Raw genomic sequence first — 18,559 nt, 5'->3', positions numbered from 1 at the left:
TTCCGGGTGGGACATCAGACCGTTTTCGGCAATCCCGTTGCAATGTAGCGATATTACAAGAAAGTCGGCAATTCCGTTACACGATGAAGAACGGCATGAAAAAGACAGTCTGGGGATTGATGGCGGCGGGCCTTGCCGCAACCGTTTGGAACGCATTGGCCGGGCCGCTGCCGGAAGGTGCGGCCCCGCTTCCCTATGTCAAGCCGAATGCGCCGACCGTTCCGGCCTTCATGCCGGCCTCGCCCGAGATCACCGGCGCCATTCCGCGCCTCGACCGCCCCGACGATGCAAGTCAGTTGAAGGCCGGTCTCGACGCGCTTTCCAGCCGCGATGCGGCCCGCGCGATTGCGTTGCGCAACACCATGCCGACCGGCAGCCTCGACCGCCATATCCTTACCTGGGCAATCGCCGTTTCCGGCCAGAAGGACGTCGCCTCCGCCGAAATCGCCGCCGCGCAGCGCGAGCTCTCCGGCTGGCCGGGGGCTGCCACCCTGCGCGCCAATTCCGAAAAAGCGCTTTACCGAGAAGATCCGCCGGCGTCGGAGGTGCTTGCCGCCTTCGGCAACAGCCGGCCGGAAACCGCGGAAGGCAGCGTGGTGCTCGCCAAGGCGCTCGCCTCCTCCGGCAAGGGTGCGGAATCGCAGCGTCTCATTCGCCAGCTCTGGGTCAGCGAAGGTATGGACAAGGACATGGAAGACCGTGTTCTTGCCGAGTTTCCCACCTATCTCACGCCCGCCGATCATAAAGCGCGCATGGATTACCTGATGTATCGCAGCCGCATCGGTCAGGCGAAGCGTTTCGGCGATCTCGGCAAGGCGCAGTCACTTTACAATGCCTGGGCAGCCGTGCTGCAGCGATCCACTACTGCGACTGCGCTCATCGGCAAGGTCGATGCCTCCTGGCGCAGCGACCCCGCCTATCTTTTCGCGCGGGTGGAAAACCTGCGCAACCAGCAGAAATATCCCGAAGCCGCCGTGCTTTTGCGGCAGGCCCCGAAGGAAACGGCCAAGCTCGTCAATCCGGGCGAATGGTGGAACGAGCGGCGCATCATTGCGCGCGGCGTCGCGGATCTCGGCGATTTCGCCGAGGCCTATCGCATCGTCGCCAATCATTCCGCCACCTCCGCCGTCGATGTTGCCGATGCGGAATTCCATGCCGGCTGGTATGCGCTAAGAGCGCTGCGCGATCCGGCCACGGCTTCGCGCCACTTCAACACGCTGCTTCAGACTTCGAACCGGCCGCTTTCGGCGTCGCGCGCCTATTATTGGCTCGGGCGGGCGGCGGAAGCCGGCGGACCGGGGGATGCCCGCGACTTCTTCACCAAAGCCGCCGCTCATTCCGGCACGTTTTATGGCCAGCTTGCCGCCGCGCGAATCGGTGCAAAAACACTAAACGTCACCTATCCGAGCCCCAGCAGCGGTGACCGCGAACGTTTCGCCGGCCGCGAAGCCGTGCGCGCCATCGACCGGCTGGAAGCGGCCGGTTACGGTTGGCGGGCCGACAGCCTTTATCGTTCGCTGGCGGAACAACTCGACAGCCCCGGCGAACTCGCCATTCTGGCGGCGCGGGCGGAAGGAAACGGCAATCATCAGGTCTCGCTGCAAATCGGCAAGACGGCCTTCAGCCGCGGCATCGATGCCGCAGCTCTCGCCTATCCGCTCGGTGTCATTCCTGCCAGCGCCAATATTGCCGGCTCCGGCAAGGCGCTTGCCTATGCAATTGCCCGGCAGGAAAGCGCCTTCAACCCGGCCGCCGTTTCCGCCGCCAATGCGCGCGGCCTGCTGCAACTGCTGCCTGGAACCGCCAAGGGCGTGGCTGGACGCCATGGCCTGCCCTACACCCAGGCTCGGCTGACCACAGATGCGGGCTACAACGCCACGCTCGGCGCGCATTATCTCGGTGAGCAGATCGACAGTTTCGGCGGCTCCTATATCCTCACCTTCATCGCCTATAATGCCGGGCCCAAGCGCGTGCCGGAATGGATCGCCCGTTATGGCGACCCGCGCGGCAAGCCAATCGACGAGGTGGTCGACTGGATCGAGCGCATCCCCTTCCCCGAAACCCGCAATTACGTGCAGCGGGTGATGGAGAATTATCAGGTCTACAAGACGAGGCTCGGGCAACAGGCCGATATCGTTGACGACCTGCGCCATGGGCGCGCGGGGTAAAGGCGGTATTCTTTCCCCAGCCGCTGACGATTTTAAAGATATTCAAGCATCGGTTCGCCCGGTGCTTTTTTGTTTTCCGCGTCCGAATTAACGCTCCGTTGCGCCAAACTCCGTCAAACGAAAAACCCCGGCATTTCTGCCGGGGTTTCCATCACTGACTTGCGTCAGATCAGATTAGAACGAACGCTGAAGGCGAACGAAACCAGTCCACTGGTCGCCAGCGCCGTTGTCAACACCTTCGGTGCCGTCAACGTCCTGGTAGTTAACAGCAACCTTGGTAGCGAGGCCCTGCGTGATCTGGTAGTCGAACGTTACGCCAGCGCGCCATGCGTCGCGGTCGCCGGTGAAGTCGTTGTCAGCACCGATGTCAACCGTACCGAAGTACTGAGCGCCGGGGGTGATGGTCAGCTTGTCGGTTGCCTTGATTGCGTATTCAGCAGCAACAGTCCACTCAGACTCTTCGTAGTAAGAGTTTGCGCCGGAAGCCCATGCACCAGAGAGACCGAACGTGCCCGGACCGATGTCAGCCGTGACGATTGCACGGATTGCACCGTTTTCCTGGTCGGTGTCGTAGGAGCCGAGCAGGTTTGCGCTAACTACGCCGAACTTGGCACCGATGATACCGCTGATACCAACGTTGTTCGGGCCTTCGATGAAGCCGCCCTTGGCAATGCCGAGGTTCGAAACGTCGTCAAGCGGGGTTTCCAGCTCTTCAACCGAAATACCAGCGTAGAAGGAGCCGGCATCGTAGGTGTAACGCAGAGCGTTTGCACGGGTGGAGTTCGAAGACAGGATGTCGGTTTCGCCGGAGAGATCGTCATCCCACCAGGTGTACATGTAACCGACCTTCAGGCCGCCGAGTTCGATGAAAGCCTGGTCGACGTTGACGCCACGGTTGCTGTCGTTGTCAGCTTCGCCACGGAAACCGATGAAGCCGCGCAGAGCGCCGAGCTCGGTGTCGGTACGGGTGTCAATTTCGAACTGAGCGCGCGTGAACGAATCCCAGTCAGACGTGCCGGATTCGTTACGACCGAAGTCGGTCTGGAAACGGATGTAACCGCCGAACTTCAGGCAGGTTTCGGTGCCGGGAATGTAGAAGAAGCCGGTGCCGAAAGCGTCGCAAACGCGAACGTATTCCAGGGGCTCGGGCTCGGCAGCGACGATAGCGTCAGCGGCCTGTGCGCCGGATACTGCTGCGAGAGCTGCAGCGGAGCCGATGAGAAGGCTCTTGATGTTCATGGTTGACCTCCAGTCAAACGCTTAATCTTCTAAGCAGCGGGTGGGAAAGCACTTCAGAAATGCGTGCCGCTTATGGAGATGATTAGAGCCAAAACCGGCCGCACAGGCAATCCTAATCATGACAGAAGGAAGACAGTAAGGTGTCCTTAGTTTTTCATTGTTGCGAAATAGCTACAATTCTAACCGACGGGACCCCATTCGTTAAAAAAACGTTAATAACTTATGCTTTTCAGTAACTTAACAAGAGGCTCGAAAAATCCGTCCTGAGAAAACCCACGAGATCACCTGAATCTGGACACGATCAGGCCACTGAAAATTGTTCAAAAGACGATTGCAATGTGCAGAGGACCCTACTTCTGCAAGAAAAAACTGACCGAAAAGCAAAAGCCCGCAGCTTCGGATTCCTTAACCGACTCAAGTCTCCCCAATACCGAACGAATCGATGGACATGCATAGCGGTCGGCTCTGAGGATAAAGCTGCAGAAAATCGAAACGCCGTCACGATCTCACCGCCCGCCGCGATGCCCACCCAATCAAGATGCCATTCAAACAAAAAGCCCGGCTCGAGAGCCGGGCTTTCCATCACTGACAATGTCAGATCAGATTAGAACGTGCGCTGAAGGCGAACGAAACCAACCCAGCTGTCGCCAGCGCCGGTGTCAACACCTTCGGTGCCGTCGACGTCCTGGTAGTTAACCGAAACGAGCGTAGAGAGGCCCTGGGTGATCTTGTAGCCAACAGCTACACCAGCGCGCCATGCATCGCGGTCGCCAACGAACTGGTTGTCAGCACCGATGTCGATCGTACCGAAGTACTGAACGCCGGGGGTGATGGTCAGCTTGTCGGTTGCCTTGATTGCGTATTCAGCAGCAACAGTCCACTCGGACTCTTCGTAGTACTTGTTCGCGCCAGAAGCCCAAACGCCGGAGAGGCCAAGCGTGCCCGGGCCGATGTCAGCCGTGACGATACCGCGGATTGCGCCTTCTTCTGCGTCGGTGTCGTAGCCGCCGAGCAGGTTAGCGTTTACGCCGCCGAACTTAGCGCCGATGATAGCGGAGATACCAACGTTGTTCGGGCCTTCGAACGAACCGCCCTTTACGAAGTCGTCAGAGATGTTGGAACCGCCGCGAGCAGCTTCGAGTTCTTCAACTGCAACGCCAACGTAGAACGAGCCAGCGTCGTACGTGTAACGGATAGCGTTCAGACGAGTCTGGTTCGAGCTGAGGCTGTCAACTTCGCCGGAGAGACCGTCATCCCACCAGTTGTAGTAGTAACCGACCTTCAGGCCGCCGAGTTCGATGAAAGCCTGGTCAACAACAACGCCACGGTTGCTGTCGTTGTCGGCCTGGCCGCGGAAGCCGATGTAACCGCGCAGAGCGCCCAGCTCGGTGTCGGTGCGGGTGTCGATGTTGAACTGAGCGCGCGTGAACGAATCCCAGTCAGACGTGCCGGACTTGTTACGGCCGAAGTCGGTCTGGAAACGGATGTAACCGTCGAACTTCAGGCAGGTTTCGGTGCCGGGGATGTAGAAGAAGCCGGTGCCGAAAGCGTCGCAAACGCGAACGTATTCCAGGGGCTCAGGCTCAGCAGCGACGATAGCGTCGGCAGCGTGAGCGCCGGATACTGCTGCGAGAGCCGCAGCGGAGCCGATCAGAAGGCTCTTGATGTTCATGGTTGACCTCCAGTCAAAGTTTTTAAGTGGGTCTGGGTACTTTCGCTGAAGGACAGCATTCCCTGCCCCATTCCCGTGTTCTTAGAAGCCAAACGATCCACCGCCTCGCTTCTGGTGGTGAAAATACAAAAGGTTTCGCCGCTTGCAATCGCCAACATCCGATAAATAGCATTTACGTATATGCTTCATTTCGGTTTGTTGCGGAAACAACACACAGTGCGCAGGCGGCCGATTACCGCTTTTACAGTACGTTAAGAATTTTCTTGAAAATCCGTTAGTTAGCGAGGTTAACAAGGTCTTTCTAAACTACCGGCTTTTTCGGCCATTCCCTACTCGGCCGGTCTTGGATCCCGGGATTTTTTTGCTTCAATCGCCCCTGTCGCGAAGCCCGTAACCGATACGCATGGGGAAAGCGAGATAACACCACCCCGCTCAAGACTGATTCACCGGCCAACGATTCGAGCGGCCGGACATCCGGCGGCTGGACAAACTGATTTGCCTTCGGGCGGGCTGCGCTTACTGACACGACGCAGGTTTGCAGGCACGAACTTGCGAACTCGCTCGACATCGAGAATCACAAAGATGTTTAATGCCGGCACACTGAACCATCGTCGCGCGGTAGGAAGAACGCCGCTACTGGACATGATGGTTGCCCGGGCCCCCTCGGCGCTCGTCCGCTGGCAGCAACCTAGCTGCCGTCCAGAGCCACGTTGAGTGAATATCGATCGATACGCTCCTGAAGCGCGACTACCACAGCTTGCAGGAACTCTCGACGCCGGGGCGCGGCGGTTTTTGCCAGTGTCATTGTCAGTCGCGCGCGAATCTTGCTCATGAACCCAACATGATCAAAGCTGTCGGCAGATATGTTGATCTCAACCTCTTCCATGTAATGCGACAGGTGCGACCCCAGCTCAAGATTCGCGTCCATCTGGTAGTGGGAGGCCATCTGCTCTGCAAGCGTGCCCATCTGCACGTAGGGGCCGTATTCGTCGATCATTAAATCTCCTTCGTCTGGCTGAGAATCTAGATAGTCGCTCTTTTTCAAAGAACGAGATGCATCCGTGACGATCCACGCAAAAGACCCGACCGAATTCCTAAAATATGCGTGATCGATCAGGCGGCCGCCCGAGTCGTTCTCCGGGAATATTGCTGCGTCCGCGATTTAATGGCACCGGCTCAATCCCGACGCTCAATGAATGTCAGCAGAAGGGGATGAGCCGCCAGGCAAGAGGCAACCGACGATGGCCAGGTAATGCCGCGATCCGCTAAGGTTCACAGCCATTTTGCCTGCAATGGGTATGAAATAGATAAAGAAGCCAGCGCTTGCTCTGCTTCTCATATAAATCTCAGCAGAAACTGATGGCGGAGAGGATGGGATTCGAACCCACGATACGCTTTTGACGTATACTCCCTTAGCAGGGGAGCGCCTTCGACCACTCGGCCACCTCTCCGGTGCGGCCTGATTATTGCGTAAAAAAAATGATTGCAAGGCTTTTTCGCCAAGAAGCACAAAAACCTGTTGGCTGAACATCGCCCGGCGAAACTTTGCGGGCAATTCGGGAACTTCTTTAAAGCCGGCACGTTCTGCCTTCGGTAACAAAAGAGGTGTTCTAATGGCTCAGACCAAACTGAATGTTGTCGAAGACACGATCGAAAACCAGATTGCGGAGCTGCGTTCGCAGATTTCGTCCCTCTCCAAATCCGTATCCGCCCGCGCGGAAGGTGTGAGCGAGGATGCGTCCGAATTTCTGGATGAGGCGCGCGGGCGCGTGCGCAAGGCCGCGCATAATGTCCGCGCTCAGGGCCAGAATGTCGTGGAAGCCGTCAAGGAAAATCCCGGCACGGCGACCTCCCTGCTGACGATCGTTGGCGCACTCGGTTTTGCCATCGGTTATGCGGTCGGCACAAGCACGCAGCAGAACTCGTCGAACAGCAGCCTTTATCGCTGGCGCTAATCGCCGCATGGACTTAAAATTGAGGCAAGGCGGGTCAATCCTGCCTTGCCTTTCCGTATTGGTTTGAAATGTGATGAATGGGGGCGGATATGCGGTTCAGCGACGATCTTGAAACGGCTTTGTCGGATTTTGCAAGGGATCACGGCATAGACAGGGATGAGGCCATCCAGCGTATCATTCGCGCCGCCCTTATCAACACCGGTTATCTCGCCTCCGGCGAAGAAGGCATTCCGCCGGAAAAGCTGAACGCCAGCAACGACGACTGAATTAATAGCCGGACCGTGATGGCGCAGGAGCTGCTCCGCCCTTGTAACGGGCAGAGAGCGCACGCAGGGTGCTGGCGAATTCGGTGACATCCGCACCAACGGCCACGAAGGACGCGCCGAGTTCGAGATAGCGGCGATTATAGGTTTCATTGAAGGTGAGAATGCCGGCGGCCTTGCCCGCCTTGACGATCTTGACGATCGCCGCCTCGATCACCGCCTGCACTTCCGGCTCGTCTATCCTGCCGAGATAACCCATATCGGCGGCCAGATCCGCCGGGCCGATGAAGACGCCGTCCACACCCTCCACCGCAAGAATATTGTCGAGATCGTTGATCGCCGCCCGCGTTTCGGCCTGCACCAGCAGGCAGACGCTGTCCGAGGCGCTGTCGGCATAGTCGGTTATCGTGTTGAAGGCGGAAGCGCGGGCAACGGCAGCACCCATGCCGCGAATGCCGCGCGGCGGATAATGCATGGCGCTGACCAGATCCTTCGCCTGATCAGCCGAATCGACCATCGGCACCAGAAGCGTGCGCGCACCCGCATCCAGAAGCTGCTTGATCATCCAGCTTTCGCCGACCGGCACGCGCACCACGGGCTCCGCAGACGATGTGGCAAGGGCGCGCAGCTGATCGATGATGCTGCGCAGATCGTTCGGCCCATGCTCGCCGTCGATCACCAGCCAGTCGAACCCCGCCGTACCGGCGATTTCCGCCGTGATGGCCTCGCCCATATCGAGCCAGAGGCCGATCTGCGGCTTGCCGGCATGGATGGCGGTTTTGAAACGGTTTTCGGGAGCAGGCATGATGTCCTCAGGAAAGCAGTAATTTCAGATCGGCGGAAGCATCCGCCAGGATGGCGCGATCCGGCTCTGCGCCGGTATCGAGCAGTTTCTTGCCCGCGACATAGGCCTTGGCATCGTTGACGGCATCCACCGCCACGAATCGCCCCTCGCGGAAATACCAGACTGACCAGCTGCCCTCACGCGCGCCCTGCCTCAGCATCGTCTCGTCGTAACCGAGGTTGAAGCCGGCGATCTGCAGCTTGGCGTCATATTGATCCGACCAGAACCATGGCTTCGGATCATAGGCGGCTTCAGCCCCGGTAAGCACGGCAGCGGCCGCTTCGGCCTGATCGACTGCGTTCTGTACCGATTCGAGACGCACATGCTGGCCGCGCCACGGCAGCAGCGCGCAATCGCCCACCGCATGAATGGCGCTGTCGGAGGTGCGGGTATGGTCGTCCACCACGATGCCATTGCCGACATTGAGGCCCGATTCGCGAGCGAGGCGGTCATTCGGCGTGACGCCGATGCCGACAATCACAAAGTCCACATCCAGCGTCGAGCCGTCGGAGAGTTCGGCTGCGGCCACCCGGCCATCCATGCCGACAAGGCGCACAAGGCCGGTCTTTTCGCGAATGGAAACGCCGTGGGCCTGATGGATGCCGCGCATGATATCGGCGGTTTCCTTCGCCGCCACACGCTGGAGAATGCGGTCAGCCATTTCGATCAAGGTCACTTCGAGGCCGAGCTTGCGGGCGACGGCCGCTGCTTCGAGACCGATATAACCGCCGCCGATCACCAGCAGCCTGCGGCCCGGCTTCATCTCCTCCACAAGCCGGTCGGCATCGCGCTTGTCGCGAACGGTCAGAACGCCTTCCAGATCGCCGCCAATGCTGGCGGGCAGCAGGCGGGGAGCAGCCCCGGTCGCCAGCACCAGCCTGTCATAGGAAAGCGTGCTGCCGTCCTGCATGCGCAGGGATTTGGCGGCGCGATCTATCTCCTCGACCCAGGTGGAAAGCCGGATATCGACATTGTTTTCGGCGTACCATTCCTCCGGACGGAACATCAGCCGGTCGAAGCTCATCTCGCCGAGAAGGTATTTTTTGGAGAGCGGCGGCCGCTGGTAAGGATAGGCATCCTCGGAACCGACGATGGTGACGGGGCGCTCGTCCTTCAGCGCCCGAAGCTTCGACGCCAGCGCGAAAGCGGCCTGCCCCGCCCCGACGATTACCAGCCTTCCCGTCACAGTCCACTCCCAGAAGAATCACGAAGCGCCGGTCCTGCCGGGCCTCGCGATGCGATATTGCAAGGCTCAGGCGTAACGCCAAGTACGGCCCCAGTCAACACCAGCCCCGTGCAAGCGTGACGCAGTATCAGCACAGGCTGCAACCGGATGGGACCGAACGCATTTCCATAGCGGAAACATCGGCTTCCGAAGGGAAGATTGGTCGAGATCGAGACAGAGTACAGACAATTGCGCGCATTTCCTTCATGCCCTGGCAAGGAAGCGGCGTTAAAATCGGCATCAAAAGAGGCAATCCGGGAGGTTGTCATGGCTTTGCATATGGATCCCCGTCAGAACGTCCCCCAGGACGAGATGTACGAGAAATTTCAGATCGACCGGCCCGGCAAGATCACCTTCATCGGGCATCATCTCAGCGCCAAGGACACCATGCGCTGCTTGGTGCGGACTATTTCCCTTTACGGCGCGGAACTGGATGTCAGTCCCGATCTGGAAATGCCGGCCAATTTCTATCTGGAAATTCTCGGTATCCGCGATGAGATCGGCTGCACGCTGATCCGCCGCGAAGAGGAAAAAGTGACGATCGGCTTCAATATGCTGATCGATGCGGAGTTCCTGCACCATGTGCGACGCCTGAGCTTCGAGACCAACGCGTGACCCCGACATGACAGGCCGATGGCTATTCCGTCTCCTCGCCGGGACGTAAAATTCTGTTCCAAAACAGTCGTGCCGCAACCGGCTGCGCCTTGCGTCCGGTTTTTTTGCACCTATTGTGAGCCGGGTTTTAAACACACGGTACCGGAACTCTCAGCCAATGTCAGCCTTTTCCCGCCTCACGCCGCTTGCCGCCTCGCTTCCCTCAACCGTTCCCTTCGTCGGCCCCGAAGCCATCGAGCGCAACCGTGGCCTGAAGGTTGAAGCGCGTATCGGCGCCAATGAGAGCGGCTTCGGCCCCGCCCCTTCCGTGCTTCTGGCCATGCGCGATGCGGCGGCGGAGACATGGATGTACAGCGATCCGGAAAACTACGAGTTGAAAGAAGCGCTTGCCATCCACCATGGCGTTGCACGCGGCAATATCGCCATCGGCAGCGGCGTCGATGGGCTGCTGGGCGAGATCGCGCGGCTGATCGTCGAGCCGGGAACGCCTGTCGTCACCTCTTTTGGCGGCTACCCCACCTTCAATTACCATGTGAACGGTTTTGGCGGGAAACTCGTGACCACGCCCTATGTCGACGATCACGAAGACCTTGACGGGCTTCTCGATCTCGTCATCCGGGAAAATGCGCCGCTCGTTTATTTCGCCAATCCCGACAATCCGATGGGAAGCTGGTGGGAAGCGAGCGAAGTCGTCGCCTTTGCCCGCGCATTGCCGGAAACCTGCCTGCTCATTCTGGATGAGGCCTATTGCGAAACCGCGCCCGAAAGCGCCGTGCCGGCCATCGACGCGCTGATCGGCCAGCCGAACATTCTGCGCATGCGCACCTTCTCGAAAGCCTATGGGCTGGCGGGTGCGCGCGTGGGTTACGCCATCGGCACGCTCGGCAATGTCGAAGCCTTCGACAAGATCCGCAACCATTTCGGCATGGCGCGCATTTCGGTCGCCGGCGCTTTGGCGGCCCTGAAAGATCAGGCCTATCTGCATGAAGTCGTTGGTAAAATTTCTGACGCCCGTGAGCGGATTTCGGCAATCGCCCGTAATAACGGCCTTTCACCGCTCCCCTCCGCCACCAATTTCGTCACCATCGATTGCCATCGCGACGGGGCTTATGCCCGCGCCATCGTCGATGGGCTGATGGAACATGGCGTCTTCATCCGCATGCCGGGCGTCGCCCCGCTCAACCGCTGCATTCGCGTGAGCGTGGGGCCGGGTGACAAGCTCGATCTGTTCGAGCAGGCGCTGCCGAAGGTGCTCAAGGCGCTGGGCTGATATCGAGTGCCGTCATTCCGGCCTTGAGCCGGAATCCAGCGCGATCAAGTCCTTGATCGCGAAAAACCCTTTCACGCCGCAGACGCGGCGTGGCTGGATGCCGGATCAGGTCCGGCATGACGAAAGAAGGAAGCGATTCGAAAACCGCACCTGTCATGCCTGCCGTAGCGGTTTCATCCTCATCACAGGGTGATGCGAATGCGATTCAACATCCTCTCGCAAGCCCCTGCCCGCAGAATCGTTTTCCGGCGAAGAGACATCGCCAAACATAAGAAAACCGCGCCGGCCTTGTTCCTGCCGGTCGCGGTTTGATGTGTCAGCGCAAAAGCCCTTCTCAAAGCCCTCGCCGCGTTCCCCTTCGGGTTTACTTTCCTTTGCGCCGGTCATCGGGACTGGAGGGAACCGGACCGGCAATCTCAATAATGGCTTGGGTCGATCAGTGCATCGTCATCCAGTCGCGGGCGGCGCGCAGCGCTTCGGCCAGTTCCGATTTCGTCATGTTGCGGGCGAGATCGGCGCGCAGCGAAGCGGCTCTTTCCGATCCGCGGATCGCGGCGATGTTGAGCCATTTATGGGCGGCGATCAGGTCCACCTTGCAGCCCCGGCCGGTCGCATAGACCAGGCCGAGATTGCAAAGAGTGTCGGCGCGGGTTTCGCCACCGGCAGCCATTTCGATATCGCGAATTTCAAAGCGTGCCATTGTTTTAATCCCTGTCCTTCTGCCTGTTTCATCATTCGCCTTCTTGTCGAGGCCATCGTCCGGACCTGCCGTCTTTTGCGGCTTTTTTGTCCTTTCGTCCGGCAGGTTTTCCCTGCGCTTTTGATGAGTTCACTATGCCACGGGGCCTTCAACGGTCGCTTAAAAGGCATGATTAATGGGCCGCAAACAAACTGCAAACGATTGGTAAAATTGGGTTTTCGTTAAATATCACGAGCCGCGGAAATTAAGGACTTTGCGGCGAATTTTACAAAAAGTTTAGAATTGGATTTAAACCCTTCCTTCACCACGATCAAAACAGCGATTTTCGAATTCTGCCTCTTTCGCTCCTCCCGCTGCTGCAAATGCAGCACCAAGGCCGCAAATTTCTGTTTCCTTTTACGTGAACGTCAAATACTATCCGCCCTGCCCGTCATGAGGATGAAACGGGCACAGGATAGCGCGGTGCAAGGAGCAATCGTTGCGCCGCAGGCGGCTTGGGCCAGAGATGGCGCATTCGCACGCCAAAAGGGTTTGATCTGCGCATCGCGTCTTTGGGCCGCCGGCTCGAGAAAGCCTGCGCGAATTTCGGGAGGAATTTTATGAAGCGTATAATGACGATTGCCGCCGCCCTCATGCTGAGCGGCAACCTTGCCGTCGCCGCCGAGGCAATCGAGGGCAACTGGAAGACCGCCAGTGGCGAAACCGCCGTGATCGGCCCCTGCGGCGGCGCTTTCTGCGTGACGCTGAAGACCGGCAAACACGCCGGAAAACAGATCGGCAAGCTTTCCGGCAAGGGAAACAGCTATTCGGGTGAAATCACCGATCCCGCCAATGACAAGACCTATAGCGGCTCCGGCACCGTTTCCGGCAACTCGCTGAGCATGAAGGGCTGCGTGCTGAAGGTTCTGTGCAAATCGCAGACCTGGACGCGGCTGTAATCGACAAGGCGGCGGGCGGGCTTCTGTCCTGCCGCCTGCGGTCTCCCGCCTGACGGCGCGGTGCACCGCCCAGGATTTCGCCTGAGACTGCGGACGCACGCCGCATGGAAGCCATATATCCGTTGATGTATCGTTGCGCCCAACACCAACGAGAGCGACGCATGCGCCCCACCCTTTCGACAATCCTGATTGCGGGCACCTCGCATGTCGGCAAAAGCACCCTTGCCGGCCTGTTGAGCGAAAGGCTGCGCTGCGAGGCAATATCGACCGACAGCCTCGCCCGCCATCCGGGAAGGCCATGGCCGGCCATTCCGGCACCGGTGGAAGAATATTACGCACGGCTCTCGGTGGAAACGATCCACTGGTTCCTGAAGATACATCATCAGAACATCTGGCCGCTGATCCGCACGATGATCGACAGCAGGTCGGCCATCGGCACTCCCACAATCTTCGAGGGCGCGGCCCTGCGGCCAGAATTCATTTCGCCCCTGCTTGGCGGCACGGTCGCCGGTGTCTTTCTCCATGCCGGCAATGATTTTCTGCTGGAGAGAATGCGCTCTCACGCCCGCTATGAAGATGCAACGGCTGAGAAACGGCAGATCATCGACGCCTTCATCGAGCGTTCGTTGCGGGAAAACACGGACATGCTGGCATCCGCGCAGGAGCACCGCGTGCCGGTTGTCGATGTGACTGAGCTTCAGGCATTCGAGACCCTGGTGACCAATCTTGCGACGCGCGCGAAGAAGCAGCCCTCTGTCCTGATCGAAAAGCGGGTGGCCCGCGAGATGCCCGGCGCCATTGTGGCGTCAATCTGTCATGTCACCGCCCGTTAACATCCCTGAATGCCATATGAACCGGGGTCTCAGGGTCCGTTCAGTCCGAGTGTGGCAAAACTCTGTCCATCAACTCCAATAAGGGGAATGGACATGGCAAAGCTGATCAGCCGACTGGCAATCTTCGCGTTTCTCATGGCGATCTTCGCCATGTCCTTCGCCTCGCTCGTCGTTAATCCGAACCGCAGTTTCCAGCGGGTGAATGCCGGCGCGGCAATCGCCTGCCAGCACAGCCCCTCGCCCGCCGCCAATTGCCCCGTCGTATTGTGAGGACAGGCCGATGACGACGAGTTTTTCCAACGGCCTGTTTTCCGCGCTGCGGCTGGTGCTGATGGCCTCGATCTTTCTCGGTCCGGTCGCCGGACTTGCCGTTTACAAGGCCGATCCCCGCCCCGCCTCCAAGGGCGCCGGCTTCGTGCTTTTGATGAGCCTGCAGCGTGGCGCGCTCGGCTGAAATTTCCGCCGACCCGCTGTTATTCGAACGGCCTTTTTGCGTTTCTTTTCAGTTTCTTCGTATTTCTGTCGCTTGCCTGTCGAAATTGGCCTCTTATAATGGGCCATGACAATAGCAAAACGAACGATTCCGCCCCTCACCTTCATCAGCCCCGAGCCTTTCGCGCCGCAGTCTTTCACGGACCCGAAACAGGCTGTGGCGGCTTTGACCGCGCTTTACGAACGCAATACGGCGTTCCTGATCGATTCCTTCACCGAGCTTGCCAAGGGAGCGCCGATTGCCGGGCGCTACCGCGCCTGCTATCCGCAGGTCAGCCTTGAGACCGCCACCTTCGGCCATGTCGATTCGCGTCTCTCCTACGGCCATGTCACCGCCCCCGGCGTTTACACGACGACCATCACCCGGCCGGAGCTGTTCCGCCATTACCTCAAGGAACAGCTTGGGCTTCTGATGAAGAACCACGGCGTTCCGGTCACGGTGTCGGAATCGGCCACGCCCATTCCGCTGCATTTCGCCTTCGGCGAAGGCGCCTATGTCGAGGCGGCGGCGGCCTCCTCGCTGTCCGACGTGCCGCTGCGCGATCTCTTCGATACGCCCGACCTCAACAATACCGACGATCTCATCGCCAATGGCGAATATGACCAGGTGCCGGGCGAACCCGCGCCGCTCGCACCCTTTACCGCGCAGCGCATCGATTATTCGCTGGCCCGCCTCAGCCACTATACGGCAACCAGCGCCAGCCATTTCCAGAACTTCGTGCTGTTCACCAACTACCAGTTCTATATCGATGAATTCGCCGCATGGGCGCGGCAGTTGATGAAGAATGGCGGCGAGGGTTACACGGCTTTCGTGGAGCCGGGCAATATCGTCACCCCTGCCGGTTGCGACAAGCCGGAAACGGATGCCGTTCTCGCGCGCCTGCCGCAGATGCCCGCCTATCACCTGAAGAAGAAGGGCCATGCCGGCATCACGCTCGTCAATATCGGCGTCGGCCCCTCCAACGCCAAGACGATCACCGACCACATCGCCGTACTGCGCCCGCATGCCTGGCTGATGGTCGGCCATTGCGCCGGCCTGCGCAACAGCCAGCGGCTGGGCGACTATGTTCTGGCCCATGCCTATGTGCGCGAAGATCACGTGCTTGACGACGATCTGCCCGTCTGGGTGCCGATCCCGGCGCTTGCCGAAGTGCAGCTGGCGCTGGAAGGTGCTGTTGCGGAAGTCACCGGCTACGAGGGCTTCGAGCTGAAGCGCATCATGCGCACCGGCACCGTCGCCACCATCGACAACCGCAACTGGGAGCTTCGTGATCAGGCCGGCCCCGTCAAGCGCCTGTCGCAATCGCGCGCCATAGCACTCGACATGGAATCGGCCACCATCGCGGCCAACGGTTTCCGCTTCCGCGTGCCCTACGGCACCCTGCTCTGCGTCTCCGACAAGCCGCTGCATGGCGAATTGAAGCTGCCGGGCATGGCGACGGAGTTTTACCGCACGCAGGTCGCGCAGCATCTGCAGATCGGCATCCGCGCCGTGCAGAAGCTTGCCGCCATGCCGACGGAAACGCTGCATTCGCGCAAGCTCAGAAGCTTTTACGAGACGGCGTTCCAGTAAAAACAGATATCGCGGAAAGCGTCGTTGGTGTATCGTTTCGAAAATCGATACACCAAGGATTTTTCGATGCGCACCAACATTGAACTAGATGACGCCTTGCTCGCCGAGGCGATGGAAATCACCGGTCTTTCGACAAAAAAGGCGACAGTGGAAAAGGCGTTGCGCGATCTGGTGCGCATTCATCGTCAGATGCGCGCCCTCGATGCGTTGGAGGGCATGGGCTGGGAAGGTGATCTGGACGAGATGCGGACGGATTGGGATGCTGAGACGGACTGGGATGTGAAGAAAGCCAAATGATCGTAGCAGATAGCTCTGCCTGGATTTCATTTATTCGAAAAGACGCGCCTACCCTCTCCGCCAAGTTTCGCGCCTTAATGACGCAGGGCGAAATTCTGATCGGCGATATCATTCTTCTTGAGGTGCTTAGAGGCGCGCGTGACGGTCATCATGCGCGCCGCCTTGAGCAGATGCTGGGCGAATTTCCCTGCGTCGCGATGATGTCGCCCCAGCTCGCCATCAAAGCCGCCGCCAATTACCGCTTCCTGCGGGAGCGCGGCTATACGATCAGAAAAAGCAACGACCTCATTATCGGTACCTACTGTATCGAGCACGGGCAAAAGCTGTTGCAAAACGACCGAGACTTTCAGCCGATGGCCGATCATCTCGGTCTGCGACTGGCGTGAGCCTCAAACCACCTTCACCGTCCCCTCCACGCGGATGGGAAAATTCACCGAGCGTGCGATGAAGCATTTCTCGTGTGCATCATGGTGCAGCTCATCCGCTCTGGCCGGATCGCCTTTCGAAATGGTGATGACCGGTTTCAGCACCACTTCGCTGAATTGCCCCGCGCCATCCTTCTCCATCACCAGCGTGCCCTCAGCATTGTCGACATAGTCTTCAACGATGATGCCGTTAACCGAGCAGAAATGGAGGTACCACAGCTTGTGGCAGGCCGAGAGCGAGGCGACCAGCAGATCTTCCGGGTTCCAGCGGGCGGGATCGCCGCGGAAGGCGGGGTCGGAGGAGCCGGCTATGTCAGCCTTTCCCGCCGTGGAAATCGTATAGTCGCGTTCATAGTCGCGATAGCCCGAAGTCCCCTTGCCGCGATTGCCCGTCCATTTCACCTGAACGGCGTAATGATGTTCCTGTCCTGCCATTTTAGTCCTCCCTAAGAGTTTTTCGTCGCATTTTCCGGACGTAAAACCGCTACGCACTTTTACTGGAAATGCTCCCGCGTATCGCGCAGGTGGTCGAGCCCCTTGCGCAGCGTTTCCATGATCTCATCCACTTCCGAGCGGCTGATCGTCAGCGCCGGTGAGGCCAGCATGCGGTCGCCGGTGGCGCGCATCACAAGGCCGTTTGCCAAGCAATGGTTGCGCACGGCGGTTCCGATGTCGTCCGGCTTGGCGAAACGCCGGCGCGTCGCCTTGTCGGCCGTCATCTGCAGGCCACCCATCAGGCCGACATTCACCGCCTCGCCGACCAGTTCGTGATCCGTCAGGCTTTTCCAGCCTTCAGAAAAATAAGGGCCGATATCGTCGCGCACCCGTTCCACCAGTCCCTCCTCCTCGATGATGCGGAGGTTTTCCAGGGCGGCGGCGGCGCAGACGGGATGGCCGGAATAGGTGAAACCGTGGTTGAAGTCACCGACCTCAGACAACATCACCTCCGCCACCCGATCCGAGACGATGACGCCGCCAATCGGCAGGTAACCGGAAGACAGGCCCTTGGCGACGGGCGCAAAATCCGGCTCCACGCCAAAATGCTGATAACCGAACCAGGAGCCGAGACGGCCGAAACCGCAAATCACCTCATCGGAGACGAGCAGGATGTTGCGCGCCTCGCAGATGCGGGCGATTTCCGGCCAGTAGGTTTCCGGCGGCACGATGACACCGCCCGCCCCTTGAATGGGTTCGGCCACGAAAGCGGCGACATTTTCCTCGCCGAGTTCATCGATCTTCGCTTCCAGTTCGCGCGCCACCTTCAGGCCGAATTCGGCTGGCGAAAGATCGCCGCCCTCGGCATACCAATAGGGCTGGCCGATATGGGCCACGCCCTCGATCGGCAGGTTGCCCTGCTCGTGCATCCATTTCATGCCGCCAAGCGAAGCACCGGCGACCGTCGAGCCGTGATAGCCGTTGCGTCTTGCGATTACCCTGGTCTTCGTCGGATGGCCGAGCGCTTTCCAGTAGACGCGCGCCATGCGGAACCAGGTATCGGTCGCTTCCGAGCCGGAATTGGTGAAGAAGACATGGTTCATCTTCGGCCCGGCGCGCGACGCGATCTTCTGCGCCAGAAGCGTCGCGGGCGGCGTGGTGGTGCCGAAAAAGGCGTTGTAATAGGGCAGCTCGTTCATCTGGTGCTGCACGACATCGGCGATCTCGCGGCGTCCATAACCGATATTCACGCACCAGAGGCCGGCAAAGGCGTCGAGATATTTCTTGCCGGTGCTGTCATAGATGAACACCCCTTCGGCACGCTCGATGATGCGGGTGCCGGCGGCGTTCAGCTTGCCCATGTCGGAAAAGGGGTGGAGGTGATGGGCGGCATCGATGGCGGCGAGATTGGACATCGGCTTGGAGATTTCATTCATGACAGATCGCACTCCCATAAAGGCGACGGCGCTCACGCCACCGCGCCTGCCGAACATGGCCGGGCGGCCTCGGTTTGGCAAGACTGGCGTTTTTTAGGGGGCGGCTTGGACAAGCGGAGGCGGCCGGGTTTCTTCTCCCCACCGGGGAGAAGGTGGCCCGAAGGGTCGGATGAGGGGCA

At 59.4% G+C, this 18,559-nt stretch carries 20 protein-coding genes and 1 tRNA gene; 12 read left to right on the top strand and 9 right to left on the bottom strand.

Going from position 1 to position 18,559, the window contains the following annotated elements; all coding sequences use genetic code 11:
- Positions 1-95 precede the first annotated feature (95 nt).
- Positions 96-2,168: a lytic transglycosylase domain-containing protein gene (locus O3W47_RS21015; RefSeq protein WP_269314534.1), complete on the top strand. Its 2,073-nt coding sequence runs from the start codon at positions 96-98 to the stop codon at positions 2,166-2,168.
- A 174-nt stretch (positions 2,169-2,342) separates the two neighbouring features.
- Here the strand turns inward: O3W47_RS21015 and O3W47_RS21010 are convergent, their stop codons facing one another.
- The 4 genes from O3W47_RS21010 to O3W47_RS20995 form a co-directional block, all read right to left on the bottom strand.
- On the bottom strand, positions 2,343-3,407 hold the full coding sequence (locus tag O3W47_RS21010) for a porin (RefSeq protein ID WP_269314533.1): 1,065 nt from the start codon (positions 3,405-3,407) through the stop codon (positions 2,343-2,345).
- Between the two features lie 604 nt (positions 3,408-4,011).
- Positions 4,012-5,079, bottom strand: coding sequence for a porin (locus O3W47_RS21005; protein ID WP_127758299.1), 1,068 nt, complete (start codon positions 5,077-5,079; stop codon positions 4,012-4,014).
- Positions 5,080-5,767: 688 nt separating this feature from the next.
- A complete protein-coding gene (locus O3W47_RS21000; RefSeq protein ID WP_269314532.1) occupies positions 5,768-6,076 on the bottom strand; it encodes a hypothetical protein in 309 nt (102 codons plus the stop codon).
- Between the two features lie 363 nt (positions 6,077-6,439).
- Positions 6,440-6,530: transfer RNA gene (locus O3W47_RS20995), tRNA-Ser, on the bottom strand.
- 162 nt (positions 6,531-6,692) lie between these two features.
- Here O3W47_RS20995 and O3W47_RS20990 point away from each other — a divergent pair.
- Both O3W47_RS20990 and O3W47_RS20985 read left to right on the top strand, forming a co-directional pair.
- Positions 6,693-7,034 carry a hypothetical protein gene (locus O3W47_RS20990; protein WP_127758297.1) on the top strand — a complete coding sequence of 114 codons (342 nt, stop codon included), beginning with the start codon at positions 6,693-6,695 and terminating at the stop codon, positions 7,032-7,034.
- A gap of 89 nt (positions 7,035-7,123) precedes the next feature.
- Positions 7,124-7,300, top strand: a complete 177-nt coding sequence (locus tag O3W47_RS20985; protein ID WP_162936695.1) for a hypothetical protein — start codon at positions 7,124-7,126, stop codon at positions 7,298-7,300.
- Position 7,301: 1 nt separating this feature from the next.
- On the opposite strand, the gene O3W47_RS20980 is transcribed toward O3W47_RS20985, so the two are convergent.
- Complete coding sequence (locus O3W47_RS20980; RefSeq protein WP_080852413.1) at positions 7,302-8,102, bottom strand: aldolase/citrate lyase family protein; 801 nt, start codon at positions 8,100-8,102, stop codon at positions 7,302-7,304.
- Between the two features lie 7 nt (positions 8,103-8,109).
- Positions 8,110-9,327, bottom strand: a complete 1,218-nt coding sequence (locus O3W47_RS20975) for an NAD(P)/FAD-dependent oxidoreductase (protein ID WP_269314531.1) — start codon at positions 9,325-9,327, stop codon at positions 8,110-8,112.
- Positions 9,328-9,633: 306 nt separating this feature from the next.
- Between O3W47_RS20975 and O3W47_RS20970 the strand changes: the two genes are divergently transcribed.
- On the top strand, positions 9,634-9,981 hold the full coding sequence (locus O3W47_RS20970) for a hypothetical protein (RefSeq protein WP_035240153.1): 348 nt from the start codon (positions 9,634-9,636) through the stop codon (positions 9,979-9,981).
- A gap of 157 nt (positions 9,982-10,138) precedes the next feature.
- Complete coding sequence (locus O3W47_RS20965) at positions 10,139-11,251, top strand: pyridoxal phosphate-dependent aminotransferase (protein WP_269314530.1); 1,113 nt, start codon at positions 10,139-10,141, stop codon at positions 11,249-11,251.
- A gap of 436 nt (positions 11,252-11,687) precedes the next feature.
- Here the strand turns inward: O3W47_RS20965 and O3W47_RS20960 are convergent, their stop codons facing one another.
- The gene (locus O3W47_RS20960) at positions 11,688-11,951 is read right to left on the bottom strand and encodes an SEL1-like repeat protein (protein WP_003524109.1); all 264 of its coding nucleotides are present in this window, start codon (positions 11,949-11,951) and stop codon (positions 11,688-11,690) included.
- A gap of 599 nt (positions 11,952-12,550) precedes the next feature.
- Here O3W47_RS20960 and O3W47_RS20955 point away from each other — a divergent pair.
- The 7 genes from O3W47_RS20955 to vapC all read left to right on the top strand — a co-directional run bounded on the left by O3W47_RS20955 (position 12,551) and on the right by vapC (position 16,470).
- On the top strand, positions 12,551-12,889 hold the full coding sequence (locus tag O3W47_RS20955) for a DUF2147 domain-containing protein (RefSeq protein WP_080817333.1): 339 nt from the start codon (positions 12,551-12,553) through the stop codon (positions 12,887-12,889).
- A 161-nt stretch (positions 12,890-13,050) separates the two neighbouring features.
- The gene (locus O3W47_RS20950) at positions 13,051-13,722 is read left to right on the top strand and encodes a hypothetical protein (protein ID WP_269314529.1); all 672 of its coding nucleotides are present in this window, start codon (positions 13,051-13,053) and stop codon (positions 13,720-13,722) included.
- 87 nt (positions 13,723-13,809) lie between these two features.
- Positions 13,810-13,992: a hypothetical protein gene (locus O3W47_RS20945; RefSeq protein WP_020809511.1), complete on the top strand. Its 183-nt coding sequence runs from the start codon at positions 13,810-13,812 to the stop codon at positions 13,990-13,992.
- A 10-nt stretch (positions 13,993-14,002) separates the two neighbouring features.
- The gene (locus O3W47_RS20940; RefSeq protein WP_003509979.1) at positions 14,003-14,176 is read left to right on the top strand and encodes a hypothetical protein; all 174 of its coding nucleotides are present in this window, start codon (positions 14,003-14,005) and stop codon (positions 14,174-14,176) included.
- A 105-nt stretch (positions 14,177-14,281) separates the two neighbouring features.
- Positions 14,282-15,787 (top strand): AMP nucleosidase, encoded by a 1,506-nt coding sequence (gene amn, locus O3W47_RS20935; protein WP_080817335.1) that lies wholly within the window; start codon positions 14,282-14,284, stop codon positions 15,785-15,787.
- Positions 15,788-15,853: 66 nt separating this feature from the next.
- Positions 15,854-16,084, top strand: coding sequence for a type II toxin-antitoxin system VapB family antitoxin (locus tag O3W47_RS20930; protein ID WP_080818769.1), 231 nt, complete (start codon positions 15,854-15,856; stop codon positions 16,082-16,084).
- Positions 16,081-16,470, top strand: a complete 390-nt coding sequence (gene vapC, locus O3W47_RS20925; protein WP_269314528.1) for a type II toxin-antitoxin system VapC family toxin — start codon at positions 16,081-16,083, stop codon at positions 16,468-16,470. The genes O3W47_RS20930 and vapC overlap by 4 nt, the downstream gene beginning before the upstream one ends.
- A 3-nt stretch (positions 16,471-16,473) precedes the next feature.
- Here vapC and O3W47_RS20920 read toward each other — a convergent pair whose 3' ends face one another.
- On the bottom strand, positions 16,474-16,944 hold the full coding sequence (locus O3W47_RS20920; protein WP_080817336.1) for an OsmC family protein: 471 nt from the start codon (positions 16,942-16,944) through the stop codon (positions 16,474-16,476).
- 59 nt (positions 16,945-17,003) lie between these two features.
- Positions 17,004-18,380, bottom strand: a complete 1,377-nt coding sequence (locus O3W47_RS20915) for an aspartate aminotransferase family protein (RefSeq protein WP_269314527.1) — start codon at positions 18,378-18,380, stop codon at positions 17,004-17,006.
- Between the last annotated feature and the right edge of the window lie 179 nt (positions 18,381-18,559).

The sequence above is a fragment of the Agrobacterium sp. LMR679 genome, from assembly GCF_027157905.1.
Classification (GTDB): domain Bacteria; phylum Pseudomonadota; class Alphaproteobacteria; order Rhizobiales; family Rhizobiaceae; genus Agrobacterium; species Agrobacterium leguminum.
Note: the sequence above shows the minus strand (reverse complement) of the source record. Positions and strands in the feature narration are given on the sequence as shown.